General features: G+C 74.8%; 12 protein-coding genes and 2 pseudogenes. 11 read left to right on the forward strand and 3 right to left on the reverse strand.

Annotated features, from left to right (window positions below; genetic code table 11):
• Positions 1-145: 145 nt before the first annotated feature.
• The 3 genes and pseudogenes from IQ279_RS22380 to IQ279_RS22390 all read left to right on the forward strand — a co-directional run.
• Positions 146-1,321, forward strand: a complete 1,176-nt coding sequence (locus tag IQ279_RS22380) for a macrolide family glycosyltransferase (RefSeq protein WP_206350865.1) — start codon at positions 146-148, stop codon at positions 1,319-1,321.
• 158 nt (positions 1,322-1,479) lie between these two features.
• Positions 1,480-2,312, forward strand: a pseudogene (locus IQ279_RS22385) (DUF4132 domain-containing protein).
• 4,124 nt (positions 2,313-6,436) lie between these two features.
• A pseudogene (locus tag IQ279_RS22390) lies at positions 6,437-7,084 on the forward strand (AAA family ATPase); the annotation flags it as partial.
• On the opposite strand, the gene IQ279_RS22395 reads toward IQ279_RS22390, so the two are convergent.
• Positions 7,026-8,306, reverse strand: coding sequence for an MFS transporter (locus IQ279_RS22395; RefSeq protein ID WP_206350868.1), 1,281 nt, complete (start codon positions 8,304-8,306; stop codon positions 7,026-7,028). The pseudogene IQ279_RS22390 and the gene IQ279_RS22395 sit on opposite strands and share 59 nt — an antisense overlap.
• Positions 8,307-8,391: 85 nt before the next feature.
• Here IQ279_RS22395 and IQ279_RS22400 point away from each other — a divergent pair, with 85 nt between their 5' ends.
• The gene (locus IQ279_RS22400; RefSeq protein WP_206350870.1) at positions 8,392-9,069 is read left to right on the forward strand and encodes an ArsR/SmtB family transcription factor; all 678 of its coding nucleotides are present in this window, start codon (positions 8,392-8,394) and stop codon (positions 9,067-9,069) included.
• Between the two features lie 301 nt (positions 9,070-9,370).
• On the opposite strand, the gene IQ279_RS22405 is transcribed toward IQ279_RS22400, so the two are convergent.
• Both IQ279_RS22405 and IQ279_RS22410 read right to left on the reverse strand, forming a co-directional pair.
• The gene (locus IQ279_RS22405) at positions 9,371-10,006 is read right to left on the reverse strand and encodes a response regulator (RefSeq protein WP_206350872.1); all 636 of its coding nucleotides are present in this window, start codon (positions 10,004-10,006) and stop codon (positions 9,371-9,373) included.
• Positions 10,003-11,283 carry a sensor histidine kinase gene (locus IQ279_RS22410; RefSeq protein WP_206350875.1) on the reverse strand — a complete coding sequence of 427 codons (1,281 nt, stop codon included), beginning with the start codon at positions 11,281-11,283 and terminating at the stop codon, positions 10,003-10,005. The genes IQ279_RS22405 and IQ279_RS22410 overlap by 4 nt, the downstream gene beginning before the upstream one ends.
• Before the next feature lie 176 nt (positions 11,284-11,459).
• Between IQ279_RS22410 and IQ279_RS22415 the strand changes: the two genes are divergently transcribed.
• The 7 genes from IQ279_RS22415 to IQ279_RS22445 all read left to right on the forward strand — a co-directional run bounded on the left by IQ279_RS22415 (position 11,460) and on the right by IQ279_RS22445 (position 15,516).
• Positions 11,460-12,566, forward strand: coding sequence for an ABC transporter permease (locus IQ279_RS22415; protein WP_206350919.1), 1,107 nt, complete (start codon positions 11,460-11,462; stop codon positions 12,564-12,566).
• The gene (locus tag IQ279_RS22420) at positions 12,563-13,246 is read left to right on the forward strand and encodes an ABC transporter ATP-binding protein (protein ID WP_206350877.1); all 684 of its coding nucleotides are present in this window, start codon (positions 12,563-12,565) and stop codon (positions 13,244-13,246) included. The genes IQ279_RS22415 and IQ279_RS22420 overlap by 4 nt, the downstream gene beginning before the upstream one ends.
• 118 nt (positions 13,247-13,364) lie before the next feature.
• The gene (locus tag IQ279_RS22425) at positions 13,365-13,712 is read left to right on the forward strand and encodes a DUF1330 domain-containing protein (protein ID WP_206350879.1); all 348 of its coding nucleotides are present in this window, start codon (positions 13,365-13,367) and stop codon (positions 13,710-13,712) included.
• 78 nt (positions 13,713-13,790) lie between these two features.
• Positions 13,791-14,201, forward strand: a complete 411-nt coding sequence (locus IQ279_RS22430) for a VOC family protein (protein WP_206350881.1) — start codon at positions 13,791-13,793, stop codon at positions 14,199-14,201.
• Positions 14,202-14,244: 43 nt separating this feature from the next.
• Positions 14,245-14,673, forward strand: coding sequence for a helix-turn-helix domain-containing protein (locus tag IQ279_RS22435; RefSeq protein WP_206350883.1), 429 nt, complete (start codon positions 14,245-14,247; stop codon positions 14,671-14,673).
• Between the two features lie 41 nt (positions 14,674-14,714).
• Entirely contained in the window at positions 14,715-15,089 is a 375-nt protein-coding gene (locus tag IQ279_RS22440) for a helix-turn-helix transcriptional regulator (protein ID WP_241028559.1), read from the forward strand.
• 10 nt (positions 15,090-15,099) lie between these two features.
• Positions 15,100-15,516 carry a VOC family protein gene (locus tag IQ279_RS22445; protein WP_206350887.1) on the forward strand — a complete coding sequence of 139 codons (417 nt, stop codon included), beginning with the start codon at positions 15,100-15,102 and terminating at the stop codon, positions 15,514-15,516.
• Positions 15,517-15,581: the final 65 nt, after the last annotated feature.

The raw sequence follows: 15,581 nt of genomic DNA on the forward strand, positions 1-15,581 counted from the left end.
GATCTACGGCTGACACGGCCGGGGCAGCGCCCCGCCTCCCCGCCCGCATGCCCGCGTGCGCACCGGTGTCCGAGGTTCCCGGACAGGCCGGCGTGCGGGCCTGCTGTGTCCCTGTTCGCCGTAGACCCGAAGTGAGTGATCACCCATGTCCCGTCGCCGTGCCCATGTCGCGATGGTCGGCATCCCTGCCGTCAGCCATGTCCTGCCCAGCCTGGCGATCATCAGCGAGCTGGTGGCCCGCGGCCACCGCGTGACCTACGCCAACGATCCGGCGGTGGCCGACCTGATCGAGCCCACCGACGCCGAACTCCTCCCCTGCGCGTCCGGGCTGCCGGTCGCCGACAACGACTGGCCCGAGGACCCCATCGCCGCGATGGGCCTCTTCCTCGACGACGCCGTACAGGCGCTCCCCCGGTTGCGCGCCGCCTACGACCGCGACCCGGCGGATCTGTACCTGTACGACATCGGCGCCTACGCCGCGCGCGCCCTCGCCGAATCGCAGGGCCGGCCCCTCATGCAGCTCTCCCCGACGTTCGTGGCCTGGGAGGGCTACAGCCAGGAGGTCGCGGCGCACCTGTGGCGGCTGCCGGGCGCCGACGCCTACCGGGCCAGGTTCGCGCAGTGGCTCGCCGGCTGCGGGGCGTCCACCACCGACGTGGACGCCTTCACCGGCCGTCCTGCGCACACCCTGGCGCTGATCCCGCGGGCGATGCAGCCGCACGCCGACAGGGTCGACACCACCACGGTGACCTTCGTCGGGCCCTGTTTCGAGATGTCCGCGGGCACGGGCGGCTGGGCCCGTCCCGCGGACGCGGAGAAGGTGCTGCTGGTCTCCCTGGGCTCGGCGTACACCCGCCGGGCGGAGTTCTACCGCCGGTGCGTCGCCGCCTTCGGCGACCTGCCCGGCTGGCACGTCGTCCTCCAGATCGGCGGGTACACCGACCCGCGGGAACTCGGCACCGTCCCGTCGAACATCGAGGTGCGCCCCTGGGTTCCGCAGCGGGCGATCCTGGGGCAGGCGGACGCCTTCGTCACCCACGCCGGCATGGGCGGCTGCAATGAGGGTCTGCTGGCAGGGGTTCCGATGATCGCCGTGCCGCAGGCCGTCGACCAGTTCGCGAACGCCGACCGGCTCGTGGAACTGGGCGTGGCCCGCCGCATCGACACCGCGGAGGCCACCGCCGAGGCCTTGCGGGCGGCTTTGGAGGAGCTGGTCGCCGACGCGGTCGTCGCCCGCCGCTCGGCTCTGCTGCGCGACGCCGCACGGGCCGAGGGCGGCACCCGGCGCGCCGTCGGCCTCATCGAGGACATGCTGGCCTGACCTGCGCGTACAACGGCAGGGGTGACGGCGCGGAACCTCACCGCCCGTCATCCCTGCCGCCCCGCCCGCACCCGGCCGGACCCGCTCGTCGGCACCGTTGTCAGCGCCCTGCCCTACAGTTCCCGTCACTTGATCACTGCGGGTGCGGGGAGGCACGTATGGGGTGGGTGTCGGCCGGCGGCTACGAGGTCGCCCTCGACGACGGAAAGGTGGTGTGCCGCAACGCGGCCGGACGGCGGCTGAAGTCCGTACCGCCGAAGATCGCCGACGATCCGGCGGTGGTGGAACTGCGTCAGCTCGCCGAGTGGCTGGAGCGGCACGAGCGGCAGTGCCTGGCCGATGTGGAGCGGTGGATGGTGCGCTCGCTGCCGGTGCCGTTCGCGGTCCTGGCGCGGGTGCGACCGGATCCGGCCTGGCAGGCCGCCGGGCGGACGGGGAGGTGGCCGGGTTCCTGCGGGACGCCGATCCCGGGCGCGGCCTCGGGGTGGTCGACCTCGACGGCGACACCGTCCGCCTCACCCCCGGCCTGGTCCGCCTGCCGCATCCGGTGCTGCTGGATGAGCTGGAGGAGTTGCGCGAGTTCGCCGTCGAGCTGGGCGTCGAGCAGCGTGCCCAGCAGCTCTTCCGGTAGGTGTGGCGCCGGCCCGCGGCGCTGGACGCCAGGGCGACTTCCGTCGAGGACTACGCGGGCGGGGTCTTCAAGGAGCTGAGGTTCCTGCACGGGCGGGCCGCCCAGCTGGGCTACCGCGTGCGCGGCGGCCATGCGGTGTGCTCCGTGCTGGAGGGCGGCCGCGGTGTCGAGGCCCGGCTGTGGGTCGGCGACTACGACGGCTACGAGGAGACGGAGACCGGCCCGCTGGTCTTCACCGACCCGGCCGGCCGGGTCCTGAAGCTCGGTCAGGTCGGTCCGGTGGCCTGGTCGGAGGGCATGCGCATGGCGGCCGCGCTGTACGCCGGACGCGACATCGAGGACGAGGAGCGTGCGGCGTGACGACGTACGACAACTACGACGACACCGCATACGACGGCATCGCGTACGACGAGGCCACCTGCGCCGCGCTGCTGGAGGCCGGCGCCGTGCTGCCGGTGGGCACCACCGACCGGGAGGACGCCGACGTCCTCACCGTCCGCGTCTACACCCACCCCGCACTGGACGAGCGCAGGATCGCCAGGCTGGTGCCGGGCACGCTCGGCGAGGCCGAGGACCTCGCCCTGGACTTCCTCGGGCTGGTCCGGGAACCGGAGACCCCCGAGGTCGGACAGGTACGCAGGGAGACCCTGGGCTTCCCCGCGTGGGCACTGGTCAACGACCCGGCGAACGGCCATCACGCACTGGCACTGGTCAGGGACGTCGAGCGGCTCGCCCGGCAGGCCAGGTCCCGTCCCGCCACGGCGAGGGAGGGCTTCGAGGAGCTCGGCGAGCGGCTCGGCCGGGCCGTGCCGCACTTCCTGCCCACCTTCTACGAGCAGGCCGCCCGAGTCTTCCTCCGGCACGAGAACACCACCTACGCGGCGGTCTTCTTCGGCAAGGCCCGCGAGGCGGAGCGGGTGCACGCGCTGCCCGTGGACAAGGAGCGGCAGCGGGCGGTCTTCCTGGAGTTCGCCTTCGCCGGCGCGCTGACGGTCAAGGCGCTCAAGGAGCATGTGAAGGCCCTAACGGCGCGGCTGGCCCCGGCCGAGGCGTGGGCGCAGTTCCGGCAGCTGACCGTGGAGCGCTGCGCGGCGGGCATGCCGCCGTACGCCTCCCTGCCGCAGGACGCGCGCCGTCTGATCAGGGCGGCGGGGCTGGACCAGGTCGCCGAGGAGTGCGCCCTGGTGGGGGATCTGCTCGCGTCACCCGCGGCGGTACGGGCCCCTGCCTCCTTCTGGAACGCCTACCGGGCCACGCTGGTCACCCTGGCCGGGCAGCGGCCCGCCGTGCGGGTCCGGCTGCTGGAGATCATGCCGGCCGGGCTGGGCCGCTCCACCGAGGACGACGAGTTCTGGCTGGCGCTGCTCGCCGAGACCGGTGCCGACCGGCTGCTGACGGGCGAGGCCGGGGCGGACGGAGCGGAGGCCGGCACGGGCGGGGTCGACGCGGGCGGGGTCGACGCGGCGGACTGGCTCAGCCGCTGGGCGCTGCACCTCAAGCGCGGCTCGTCCGCCGGCGGCCGCTCACCGGCCACCCTCGACCTCGTGGAGCGCATGGCACCGCGCCTGCGCGCCCGGGGCCGCCCCGTGGACCTCTTCACGGGCCGCTGGAACGTCGCCGCCGACCTCGACCTGCTGGACCTGTGCGTGGCGCGGGACGTACCGCTGACGCTGCCGGAGGCCCGCAAGGGCGTCCTCCTTCCGGTCGACCGGTGGCTGCGGGAGCCCCGGACCGGGCGGCGGGACCTGACGGCCGTCGCGGCCGATCCGCGCTGCCGGCGCCTGCTGTACCACTCCGTGGGGAATCTGAGCGGCCACCGCCTCGGCGCCGGGCTGCTGGAAGATCTGGCCGGGCACCCCGTACTCGCCGACGTGCTGCGCGAGTGGCTGGACGACGCGGCCGGGGAGCTGGCCACCGCGGCCGGCCTGCCCGCCGCACGCGCGGCGCTGGAACGGCTGCGCCCGTTCCAGGCGGTCGCCCGCCCGAGTCGGCCCGCGGGCCGCCGCCGGGGCCGCCGCGTTCGACGCCGCCCCGCTGCTGGGCCGCACCCTGCGCGCCGGCATCCTGGACGAACTGGGCTGACCCGCCCTGGAGGAGGCGCTGCGGCGCCTGGACGAGCAGACACGGACCGGGCGCGACCGCGACGACACGCTCACCGTCCACGAGGCCTGGCCGGCGCTGGTCCTCTCCCGCCGGCACAAGGCCATCGTCGTGGGCCCCGAGGACATCCTGCTGGAGCACGATCTGCGGCTGCCGGTGGAGCCCGACCGCTGGAGCCGCCCGTCGTTCCGCTACACCGACGGCGAACTGCTGGTGATATGGCGGCAGGACGGCAAACAGCACGGCTACTGGTCGGCCCGCCCCACCGAGGTGTTCCCGCTCGGCGGCGAGAAGCTCCCGCACTGGTACGACGACGACACGGGCGAGACCTCCATCCCCCTGCCGGGCGGCGGCCGCGCCACCGGCGGGCGCGCCCTGCACGCCGGCGACACGGTCCTGCCGCCCGGCCACCCCGTACTGGGCGACGGCACCTCGTACTGGCGCCAGGGGCGGCAGGGACGGCAGCAGGTGTGGCTCGAGTACGACCCGGCCACCGGCACCCACGGGCGTGCCTCGCTGCCCGCCTTCCTCCGGTCCGGCATCCACGACGGAGCCGCCCTGCCCAGCGGCACTGCGCCGTGCTGCCCCTCCAGCCCGGCCTGGAGCACAGTCCGCTGGGCACCGACGGCACGGTCCTGGGCCGCTGGGTGCGCACCGAGGGCGAGGGCGAGCGGGCCCGCACCACCGCCGGTACGCCGGACGGCCGGACCGTCACCCTGCCGGCGGCGGACGGCCGGACGCCGGGTGTTCCGCTCGGCGCGCTGCGGTTGCCCGGCGGCGCCGAGCCCGTCGTCGTCGCCCAGTACCGCCGCATAGCCCTGTACGCCGACGGTGACAACGGCGGCGTGTGGGAGTCGGGCCGGGTGACGCCGCTGGAACGGGGCGGCGAGTTCGCCGCCGGTACGCGGCTGGTCCCGCCGGCCGATTTCTGGCACGCGCTGCGGCCACGCGACGAGGGCTCCTCGGCGGTCCTGCGGGCGCTGAGCGACGAGCAGGCCGGTGAGCTGCTGCGCGCCGGGGCCCGGGCTCTGGCGGAGCGGGATGCGGAGATCAAGGCGGCGTTCAGGGCGACGGCCGTACCGGCGAAGGCGGCCGGCGGCCTGCGGGCCGGGCCGCGGAGCACCGCGGGGGCCGGTGCGGGCGAACCCGCCGGTCCGACCTCCGACGAGGTGCTGCGGAAGGTCGTCTTTCGCCTTCTGCCCTCCCTCGCCGAGCCCCGTCTGCTCGCCGGCGTCGCCGGCCACGTACACGCGGCGCTGCGCCTGGCGGGGGTCGTCGCCGCCTTCGTGTCGCCCCAGGCTGAGCCGACCGGGGCGGAGCGCAAACACGCCGAGGGCATGTTCGCCGACTACAGCCCCGCGGACGGCGACGACCGGACGCTGCGCGAGGCGGTCACGGGTCTCGTCACGCTGTACGGCTGGTGGGGCGGCGAGCGGTCCTGGAGCGCGCTGCGCCAGATACGCGCCGTGAACCGCGTCCTGTCCGGCGAGCCCGCCGGCGGCAGGCCCCTGCCCGAGTCCGCCCGGCTCGCCGGGTCCGCCGACGGGTGGCGCAGCGAGGACCGCACCGTCCCGGGAGACGGCGTGGTATGGCTGCCCGTGCTGGACATGCTGCGTGCGCTCGCCTACCGCGCCGCCTCCCCGGCCCTGTCCGAGGCGCACCGCCGGGCGCTGCTGCTGTTCGAGGCGGTCGCGGAGGGACCGATGGCCGCACCCGGGGGCGCGCTGCGCGAGATCGTGCTGAGCGAACCGCACGACGGGCAGAGGCGCACCGGCCAGGTGCTGCGCCGGGACGGCCGCACCGTCGTCATTCTGCGCTGCCAGAGCGTCGACCACCACCGCGACGGGCATATCAACTGGCTGGCTCTGGACCATGACCCGGCCGGTTCGTCCGGCGCGGTCGCGCACTTCACGCTGAAGGAGGAGAGTGCTCACCCGCCGGTCTTCCCCGCGGAAGCACTGACCGCGGTGACCGGGCTGATCCGGGACAAGGGCTCCGCGCCCTGGCGGCCGGAGGCGCCCACCGCCCTGACCGCCGCGACGCGGGGCGGTCTGGGCCCCGTGCAGGCGACCCTCCTGCTCGCCGGGAAGCCGTCGCGGCTCACCGACGAGGCGGCCGCCGTCACCGCGCTGAAGCCGCGGCGGAAGAGCCTCGGCGACACGCTGCTGGAGTCGCTGGAGCCCGGCGACCTGGCGGCGCTCGCCGGCGCGCTGCTGCCAAAGGACCCCGGCGACCTGTGGACGTCCGGGCCGGACACGGACACGGCGGGCCGGGTGTGGGCCGAGCGCCTGGTCGGGTTCGTCCGCCTGCCCGAGGACACAGCCGAGGAGTTCCTCCTGTCGTGTCTGCCCGCCGGCTCCGCCGAGGAGGTGCTCAACCCGCGCCGCACCCCCTGGATCAGCCGCACCACCGTGCAGCGGCCCGACAAGGACGTCGGTCTGGTGGCGGAGGACCCGGCGGCGCTGCCCGGGCGGTACGACCTGGCACGCGCGGCGCCCGGCTTCACCCTCATAGCCACCGCCAACCTCCGCGACAAGGGCGTCTCCGAGATGTCCGCGGCCCTCAAGCGCCGCTTCAACTTCGAGACGGTCGGCCCCATCGGGGACCTGGAGGCGGAGACGGCGCTGGTGCGCGGCCAGGCGCGGGCGTCCGTGGAGCGGGCCGGGGCGCCGTTCCGGGTCGACGACGCCGTGCTGGAGGCCCTGGTCACCGCCTTCCGGGACCTGCGCGAGGGTCGTTCGGCGGAGGGCTGGGAGGTGGAGCGGCCCTCCACGGTGATGTCCACCGCGGAGGCGGTGTCCGTGGCCGGGGCGCTGGCTCTGGCGGCGGCGTACTTCCCCGGCGACCGGGACGTGCTCTCGCTGCTGCCGGGCCATCTGCTCGGCGTCGTCCGCAAGGACGATCACGCCGACGCCGCCCGGCTGCGCGGCTACTGGGACGGCCCGGTGCGCCGCCGCGCGGCGGCCGGGCCGGTCACCGGACCGGGCGCTCGGCGATCCAGCGGGCGGCCAGCAGGCCGGAGGCGGCGGTGAGCACCGCGGCGGCGACGACGGTGGCCTCCAGCCCGAGGGCGTCGGCGAGGACGCCTGCCACCAGCGCGCCGGCGGCGTAGCCGATGTCCCTCCAGAAGCGGTAGGTACCCAGGGCGTTGGCACGCCAGGCGGGATGGGCGTGGTCGGAGACGGAGGCGATCAGGGCCGGGTAGACCATGGCGGTGCCGATCCCGAGCGCGACCGCGGACAGGACGCCTGCCAGGAGCGGGCGGTCCAGCAGGACGAGGGCGAGGACGAAGCCCGCGGCCTGGACGAGCATCCCGGAGACGATCAGGGGCTTGCGGCCGACGCGGTCGGCGAGGTGGCCGGTGGGGATCTGGCCGATGCCCCACAGGATCGGGTAGAGCCCCTTGATCAGTCCGACGGCGGCCAGCCCCAGGCCGCGGTCGGTGAACAGCAGGGGGAAGACGCCCCAGGTCAGGCCGTCGTTGAGGTTGTTGACCAGGCCCGCCTGGCTCGCGCCGCGCAGGGAGCGGTCGCGCCAGGAGGTGCGGGCGAAGGTGGCGGCCAAGGCGATGTCCTCGCCGTCGGGCAGGGGCCTGGAGTGCCGGGCGAGTTCGAGTGCGACGTGGGCGGCCGTGTCGCGGACGACCAGGGCCAGTGCGAGGCCGGCCGCGACGAAGACGACGCCGATGAGTTCGGGGACCGGGCGCAGGCCGTAGGCGGTGGCGAGGTAGCCGGTGAGCAGGGCGGTGACGCCGACGGCGGTGTAGCCGGCGGCCTCGTTGAGACCAGTGGCCAGACCCCGGCGGGAGGGACCGACGAGGTCGATCTTCATGTTGACGGTCATCGACCAGGTCAGGCCCTGGTTGAGACCGAGCAGGACGTTGGCCGCGACGATCCAGCCCCATGAGGGCGCCCAGGCCAGGGCGAAGGGGACGGGTACGCCGATCAGCCAGCCGGCGACCAGCAGCTGCTTGCGGCTGAAACGGGCGGTGAGCGCACCGGCGGCGAGGTTGGTCATCGCCTTGGTGGAGCCGAAGGCGATGATGAAGGAGAACACCGCCAGGTCGCTGGTCAGCCCGAAGACGTCGGTGCCGATCAGCGGGACGGTGGTGCGTTCCAGGCCGACCAGGCCGCCGACGCAGACGTTGACGACGACCAGCAGGGTGAACTGGAGCCAGTTCTCCCTCAGGCCCAGCCGGACGGGCCGTCCGGCGGAGTCGACCGGCGCTGCCGGGAGGTCGTCGGAGAACCTCACGGTGCTCCTCCAGGTCTCGGTACGGAAGGGTGGGCCGGCACGCCCATCCTCGTCTACAATATTCCATGGAATTATGGAGGATGTCATGGAGGGGACTCCGGAAGTCCGGGCCAAAGCCCGGCTCTACGACGCGTTCGCGGCCACCGGCAAGGCCCTGGCCAGCGGAAAACGTCTGGAACTGCTCGACCTGCTCGCCCAGGGGGAACGCACCGTCGACGCGCTCGCCAAGGCGGCCGGACTGAACCTGACCACCGCGTCCGCGCATCTCCAGACCCTCAAGCAGGCCGGTCTGGTCTCCACCCGGCGCGAGGGGGTGCGCGTCCACTACCGGCTCGCCGGCGAGGACGTGGCCCGTCTGTTCGCGCTGCTGCGCGAGGTCGCCCAGGCGCACCAGGCCGCCGTCGAACCGGCCCGCGCCGCCTACCTCGGCCCGGAGGCGGGCCGGGAGGTCACCCGGGAGGAGCTCCTGGCCCGGGTCGAGTCCGGCGATGTCGTCGTGCTGGACGTGCGCCCCGCGCAGGAGTACGCGGCCGGACATATCCCCGGCGCGATATCCGTCCCCGTCGGCGAGCTCGCCGAGCGCGTCGGCGAGCTGCCCGACGGAGTCGAGGTCGTCGCCTACTGCCGCGGCGAGTACTGCGTGATGGCCCATGAGGCCGTACGCCTGCTGGCCGGGCGGGGTCGCAGGGCGATCCGCCTGAGCGACGGCATGCTCGAGTGGCGCCTGGCCGGCCTGCCCGTCGCCACCGGAACCGGTGCCTGACCCCCCCCTCCCCGGCCACCGCCCCCACCACCTCGCCGGTCCCCCGGACACCGTCGGCGTGGCCCTGCCGGTGGCGCTCGGAACGCGGACTCGTCGCCGTCGGCGTCCCCGTGCGCGATGCCGACGGCACCGCGCCGGCCGGTCTGCCGGTGTCCATGCCCGGCGTGCGCCACGACCCGCACGGCCTCCAGTCGCCGGTGGCGGCCGCCGGGCGCCGCGGCGCGGGCGCTGGAGGCGGATCCGGCCGGGCGCTCCTGACCGCTGTCCCCGATGCCCGGTGGGCGACCGCCGGCGCCGTCCGCTACCGCCGGATGAGACCGAGCTCGGCGGCGGCCGCGACGGCGGCGGTGCGGGACTCGACGCCGAGCTTGGCGTAGACACGGACCAGATGGGACTTGACGGTCCCCTCGGTGAGGTGGAGCCGGGCACCGACGGCCTGGTTGGACAGGCCCTCGGCGACCAGTGCGAGCACCTCGGTCTCCCGCCGGGTCAGGGCGGTGCCGGGGGCGCGAAGCCGGTTCATCAGCCGGTCCGCGACGGCCGGGGCCAGCGTGGTGCGCCCCGCGGCGGCGGTGCGTACGGCGGCGGCCAGCTCCTGGGGCGGAGCGTCCTTGAGGAGGTAGCCGGTGGCGCCGGCCTCGATGGCGGGGAGGGTGTCGGCGTCGGTGTCGTAGGTGGTGACGATCACCACCCTGGGCGCCGGCGGGCGGGCGGTGATCGCGGCGGTGGCCTCGGCCCCGTTCATCCCCCCGCCGAACTGGAGGTCCATGAGGACGACGTCGATGTCGCCCCCGGCGGCGCGGGCGACGGCGGCCTCGGCGGTGGCGGCCTCGGCCACCACCTCGATGCCGGGTTCGGTCTCCAGTACGGCGCGCAGCCCGGCCCGCACCACGGGGTGGTCGTCGGCCAGGAGCAGGCGGATGGCGGGATCGGTCACGGGCGCGCCTCGGGTGAGGGATCGGGTACGGGATCGGGGTCGAGACCGGGCGGTGGTCCGAGGCCGGGATCGGGCGAGGTGCCACCGGACCGCCCCAGGGGCAGCCGGGCGGTCAGGGCGGTGCCGCGGCCGGGGGCGGAGTCGACGGTGAACTCCCCGCCCAGGGCGTGCGCGCGGGCGCGCATGGCGGCCAGCCCGAACCCGCCGGTCCCAGGATCGGGTGCGGGCAGGCGGTCGGGGTCGAAGCCGCGCCCGTCGTCGGCGATCTCCACGGTGACATGGTCGCCGAGGAGGCCGAGGGTGACCTCGGCGGTGGCGGCCCCGGCGTGGCGGACGGTGTTGGACAGCGCCGACTGGGCGATCCTCAGCAGCGCGACCTCGTGCGCGGTCGGCAGCGGTACGAGGTCGCCGGTGACGCGGAGGCGTACGGCGATCCGGTGGTGGGCACCGGTGGTGACGCACAGGCGTTCCAGGGCTCCGGCCAGGGTGGTGCCCTCCAGCGCCGGCGGGGCGAGGGCGGCGACGAAGCGGCGGGCCTCGGCGAGGTTGTCGACGGCGCTCCGGCGGGCCTGGCCGACATGGCGGGCGGCGGCCTCCGGCGCGCCGGGCAGGGCCCGCTCCGCGGCCCGCAGCAGCAACTGGATGCTGGTCAGCCCCTGGGCGAGGGTGTCGTGGATCTCGCGGGCCAGGCGTTCGCGCTCGGCCAGCACACCGGCGGTGTGCTGGGCCGCGGCCAGATCGGCACGGGTGGCGGTGAGCTCCTCGATCAGCTGCCTGCGCCGTTCACTCTCCCGGTACAGGGCCTGGTACCCCCACGCCACCGCCACCGCCACCGCCGCGCCCAGGGACGGCCCGATCGCCATCGCCGCGCCGAAGGAGCCCTGATGGGCGGCGAAACCGCCGGTGGCGGCCGCCGCGGTGGCGGCCACCGCGGCCGGGCCGGCGCGGCGGGGCAGCAGATGGAGCTGGAGGAAGTACAGCGGGAACGCCACCCACACCCCGTCCGCGGAGAGCGCCAGCAGCACCAGCCAGGCGGTGCTCACGGCGGCCAGCCACAGCACGGCGGCCCGCCGCGAGCGGCTCGCCCGGGGCAGCAGCGGGCCGGCCGCGTACACCAGGCCGCACGCCGCCGCCGCGGCGACGACCGCGGCGGCGTGCGGGTGGCCGCCGGCGACGGCCCGCCCGGCGGCGAGCGCGAGCAGCCCGACGACCAGCAGATGCAGGCACCAGGCCAGTGCCCGGGTGGTGGGGGTCGGGGCGGGGGCGGCGGTGTTCACAGTCCTTCCATCCTAAGGAGACGCCCCCGGCCCGGCCTCTGTCGAAAGTTGGAACCGGCACGCCGCCTTTCGTCTCGCCGATTGCCGCCCTGGGCCGGATGCCCGCCCCGGGGGCGGCGGCCGAGAGTGGGGGCACACCGCTTTCCCCGGTGTCCTCTGAAAGGGCGGGCAGCACCGTGTTCGTAGCGTGGAGAGACCTGAAGTTCGCCAAGGGGCGCTTCGCCCTGATGGGCGCCGTCATCGTGCTGATGACCCTGCTGGTCGGGCTGCTGTCCGGCCTGACCGCCGGCCTGGGCCGGCAGAACGTCTCCGCGATCACCTCCCTGCCCGCCGACGCGATCGCCTTCGCGGCGACGGACGAGGGCGTGGAGCTGTCGTACGCGGACTCCACCGTCACCGAGCGGCAGTGGCTGCGGTGGGCCCGGACGCCCGGCGTGAGCGGCGCCGAGCCGCTGGGCATCACCACCACGAAGGCGGCCGCCGGGGGGAGGAGCGCCGGGGTGTCCGTCTTCGGCGTCCGGCCCGGCTCCGCGCTCGTTCCCGGTGGCGGGCCCGGTGGCGGGCTGAACGGCGGGCCCGAGGACGCGGTGGTCCTGTCCGCCACCGCAGCGCACGATCTCGGCCTCGCGGTGGGCGACGCGTTCACCCTCGCCGGGCGGCGGGCGACCGTCGCCGCCGTGAGCGGTGACGCCTTCTTCAGCCACACCCCGGTCGTCTGGACCGGCCTGGACTTCTGGCGGGAGATCACACCCCCCACGGGCGGGGCCGACGGGCCGACGGCCACCGTCATAGCCCTGAACACCACCTCCGCCGCCGATGTCGCGGCCGCCGACCGGGCGGCGGGCACCAGGACGGTCGCCAGGGACGACTCCCTGTCCGCGATCGGCTCCTACGCCTCCGAGAACGGCTCCCTGCAGCTGATGCGCGGCTTCCTGTTCGTGATCTCCGCCCTGGTCGTCGGCGCCTTCTTCACCGTGTGGACCATCCAGCGCAGCGGTGACATCGCCGTCCTGAAGGCCCTGGGCGCCTCCACCGCCACGCTGCTGGGGGACGCTCTCGGCCAGGCCGTCGTCCTGCTGGCCGGCGGCACCCTGATCGGCACCGGCACGGCCGCGGCCGTCGGTTCCCTCGTCTCCGGCATGGACGTGCCCTTCCTGCTCACGCCCGCCACCGTCCTCGTCCCGGCCGCCGTGATGACCGCGCTCGGGGCGCTCGGGGCCGCCCTGTCCATCCGCCGCATCACCTCCGTCGACCCGCTGACCGCCCTGGGGAGCGCCCGATGAGCCTGCACCTGACCGACGTCACCCTGACCTACCCCGACGGCGACTCCCGTCTGACCGCCCTCGACGGTGTCACCCTGGACGTCCCCGGGGGCAGCATCACCGCGGTCGTCGGCCCGTCGGGCTCGGGCAAGTCCAGCCTGCTGGCGGTCGCCGCCACCCTCATCGCCCCCGACCGCGGCACCGTCGCCGTCGACGGCACCACGACCACCGGCATGACCCGCGCCGACCTCGCCGGGCTCCGCCGCCGGAAGATCGGCATCGTCTTCCAGCAGCCCAACCTGCTGCCCTCCCTCACCGCCGCCGAACAGCTCCAGGTCATGGCGCGGATCGACGGACGGTCCCCGTCCGGGGCCCGCGCGCGGGCCATGGAACTGCTCGACGCCGTCGGTCTGGCCGACCGGGCCGGCCGGCGCCCCCATCAGCTCTCCGGCGGCCAGCGCCAGCGCGTCAACATCGCCCGCGCCCTGATGAACGACCCCACCGTGCTCCTGGTCGACGAGCCCACCAGCGCCCTGGACCACGAACGCGGCGCCGCCGTGGTCGACCTGATCACCCGTCTCACCCACCGGCAGGCCACCGCGACCGTCCTGGTCACCCACGACCGCACCCACCTCACCGCTGTCGACCGGGTCGCCGAGATGCACGACGGACGCCTGCGCCCGCTCTCCGCGGCCCGGTAGGCGCACGCCCCCGCACGGCGTGGTGCGGGGGGCGATTACCCGGCGGGTAATCGCCCCCGGCGCGTCCGGCTGCCAGGATCGTCCGCGTAGGGAAAACCCGACCGACCGGAAGGACCCCATGCCCGCCTACGCCATAGCCCATCTGAGAGAAGCGGCCCCGCACCCGGAGATCGCCGAGTACATCGAGCGCGTCCCCGCCACCTTCGAGCCGTACGGCGGCCGCTTCCTCGTGCACGGCACCCGGCACGAGGTGAAGGAGGGGGACTGGCCCGGGCACGTCGTGGTGATCGGCTTCCCCGGGATCGACGAGGCGCGGGCCTGGTGGGACTCGCCGGCCTACCGGGAGATCGCACCACTGCGCTCCCGGCACATCGCCGGCGACATCATCCTGGTGGAGGGTGTCGCCGAGGGATACGACCCGGCCGCCACCGCACGGGCGATGCGGGAGGTCCTGCCCGCCGGGTGAGCCGGACGGGCCCGGGTGATCGGCAGCCGGTCAGGATTCGAGAAGCGCGGGCCGCACGGCCGTGCCTAGCCTGGTCACATGGACATCACCATTCACACCGTCTTCCTTCCGCACGAGGACCCGGAGGCGTCCCTGGCCTTCTACCGCGACGTCCTCGGCTTCGAGGTCCGCACCGATGTCGGAGAGGGCCGGATGCGCTGGATCACCGTCGGCCCCGCCGGCCAGGCCGGCACCTCCGTCCTCCTGGCACCGCCGGCCGCCGACCCCGGGATCACCGAGGACGAGCGCCGCACCATCACCGAGATGATGGCCAAGGGCACCTACGGCTGGATCCAGCTGGCCACCCCGGACCTCGACGGCACCTTCGAGAAGGTGCGGGCCGAGGGCGCCGAGGTCGTACAGGAACCGGTCGAGCAGCCGTACGGCGTCCGCGACTGCGCCTTCCGCGACCCCGCGGGCAACCTGGTCCGCGTCCAGGAACTGCGCTGACCCGGCCGTCCGCCGACGGGAACCGGCCGAAAGGAGTTCCACCATGTGCCGCCCCGCCTGGAGACGCGCGCTCGTCCGGGCGCAGCGCCTGAGCGAGTTCACGCGAATACGCCGCGTCCGCGACCGGATCGACCGGGAGTACGCGCGGCCGCTGGACGTCGAGGCGCTCGCCCGCGAGGCGGGCATGCCCGTCGCACACCTCGGCCGCTGGTTCCGGCTGGCCTACGGCAGATCACCGCATGACTACCTGACGGCACGCCGGGCCGAGCACGCGGCGGCAGCGCGGCTGCGCGGCGGTCCCGGCGTCGCCGGGACCGCCGGGGTCCGCCTTGCGGCCGGCCGTCCGCCGCCGGGCGTCCCCGCCGCCCTTCCCGCCGGGCCGGCCGGTGGGAGCCAGGGCGCGCACCGGGCCCGTCGTGCGCCGGAGACAGTGCCGGGGGGCGTCCGGCGCTGTGGGATGGTGGACATGTGACGCTGGAGGATCTCGTCCGGCTGCGCCGGGCCCGTGACCTGATGGACCGCGACTACGCGGAGCCGCTCGACGTCCCGGCGCTGGCACGCGTGGCCCTCATGTCACCGGGCCACTTCTCCCGCAGCTTCCGCGCCGCCTTCGGCGAGACGCCGTACAGCTATCTGATGACGCGCCGGATCGAGCGGGCCAAGGCGCTGCTGCGGCGCGGCGACCTGTCGGTGACGGAGGTCTGCTTCGCGGTCGGCTGCACGTCGCTGGGGTCGTTCAGCTCGCGGTTCACCGAGCTGGTCGGCGAGAGCCCGAGCGCGTACCGGGCCCGTCCGCACGACGAGGGCGCCGCCGTCCCGGCCTGCATCGCGAAGATCCACACACGGCCGGTCAGAAACGGAGAAGCGAAACCCTCTTCCCCTCCGTAGCGTGAACCCCATGGACATCAACCTGGCACAGTGCTTCATCGCCGTCGACGACCACGACGAGGCGCTCGCCTTCTACCGGGACGCCCTCGGCCTGGAGGTCCGCGACGACGTCAGGTTCGAGGGGATGCGCTGGGTGACCGTCGGCGCGCCGTCGCAGCCCGATGTGGACATCGTCCTGGAACCTCCCGTCGCGGACCCCAACGCCTCTCCGTCCGACCGGCGGGCCATGGCGGAACTGCTGGCCAAGGGCATGCTGCGCGGCGTGATCTTCTCGACCGAAGACTGCGACGCCACCTTCGAGCGCATCAGCGCCGCGGGCGGCGAGGTGCTGCAGGAGCCGGTCGACCAGCCGTACGGCGTCCGCGACTGCGCCTTCCGCGACCCCGCGGGCAACATGCTGCGCTTCGTCCAGCCCCGTACGCGGTGAGCTGCGGGCCCTCACCGGCGAACGGAAGAAAACACCACACACTCGGATCCGGCCGGGACGAGCCG

This window comes from Streptomyces verrucosisporus (genome assembly GCF_017114865.1).
In the GTDB taxonomy this organism is placed as follows: domain Bacteria; phylum Actinomycetota; class Actinomycetes; order Streptomycetales; family Streptomycetaceae; genus Streptomyces; species Streptomyces fenghuangensis.

Bases quoted from the DNA above. Each gene is read 5' to 3' on its own strand.
- IQ279_RS22380 (WP_206350865.1), top strand. From the start codon at position 146: ATGTCCCGTCGCCGTGCCCATGTCGCGATGGTCGGCATCCCTGCCGTC.
- IQ279_RS22400 (WP_206350870.1), top strand. From the start codon at position 8,392: ATGGAGGGGACTCCGGAAGTCCGGGCCAAAGCCCGGCTCTACGACGCG.
- IQ279_RS22420 (WP_206350877.1), top strand. From the start codon at position 12,563: ATGAGCCTGCACCTGACCGACGTCACCCTGACCTACCCCGACGGCGAC.
- IQ279_RS22425 (WP_206350879.1), top strand. From the start codon at position 13,365: ATGCCCGCCTACGCCATAGCCCATCTGAGAGAAGCGGCCCCGCACCCG.
- IQ279_RS22430 (WP_206350881.1), top strand. From the start codon at position 13,791: ATGGACATCACCATTCACACCGTCTTCCTTCCGCACGAGGACCCGGAG.
- IQ279_RS22435 (WP_206350883.1), top strand. From the start codon at position 14,245: ATGTGCCGCCCCGCCTGGAGACGCGCGCTCGTCCGGGCGCAGCGCCTG.
- IQ279_RS22440 (WP_241028559.1), top strand. From the start codon at position 14,715: ATGGACCGCGACTACGCGGAGCCGCTCGACGTCCCGGCGCTGGCACGC.
- IQ279_RS22445 (WP_206350887.1), top strand. From the start codon at position 15,100: ATGGACATCAACCTGGCACAGTGCTTCATCGCCGTCGACGACCACGAC.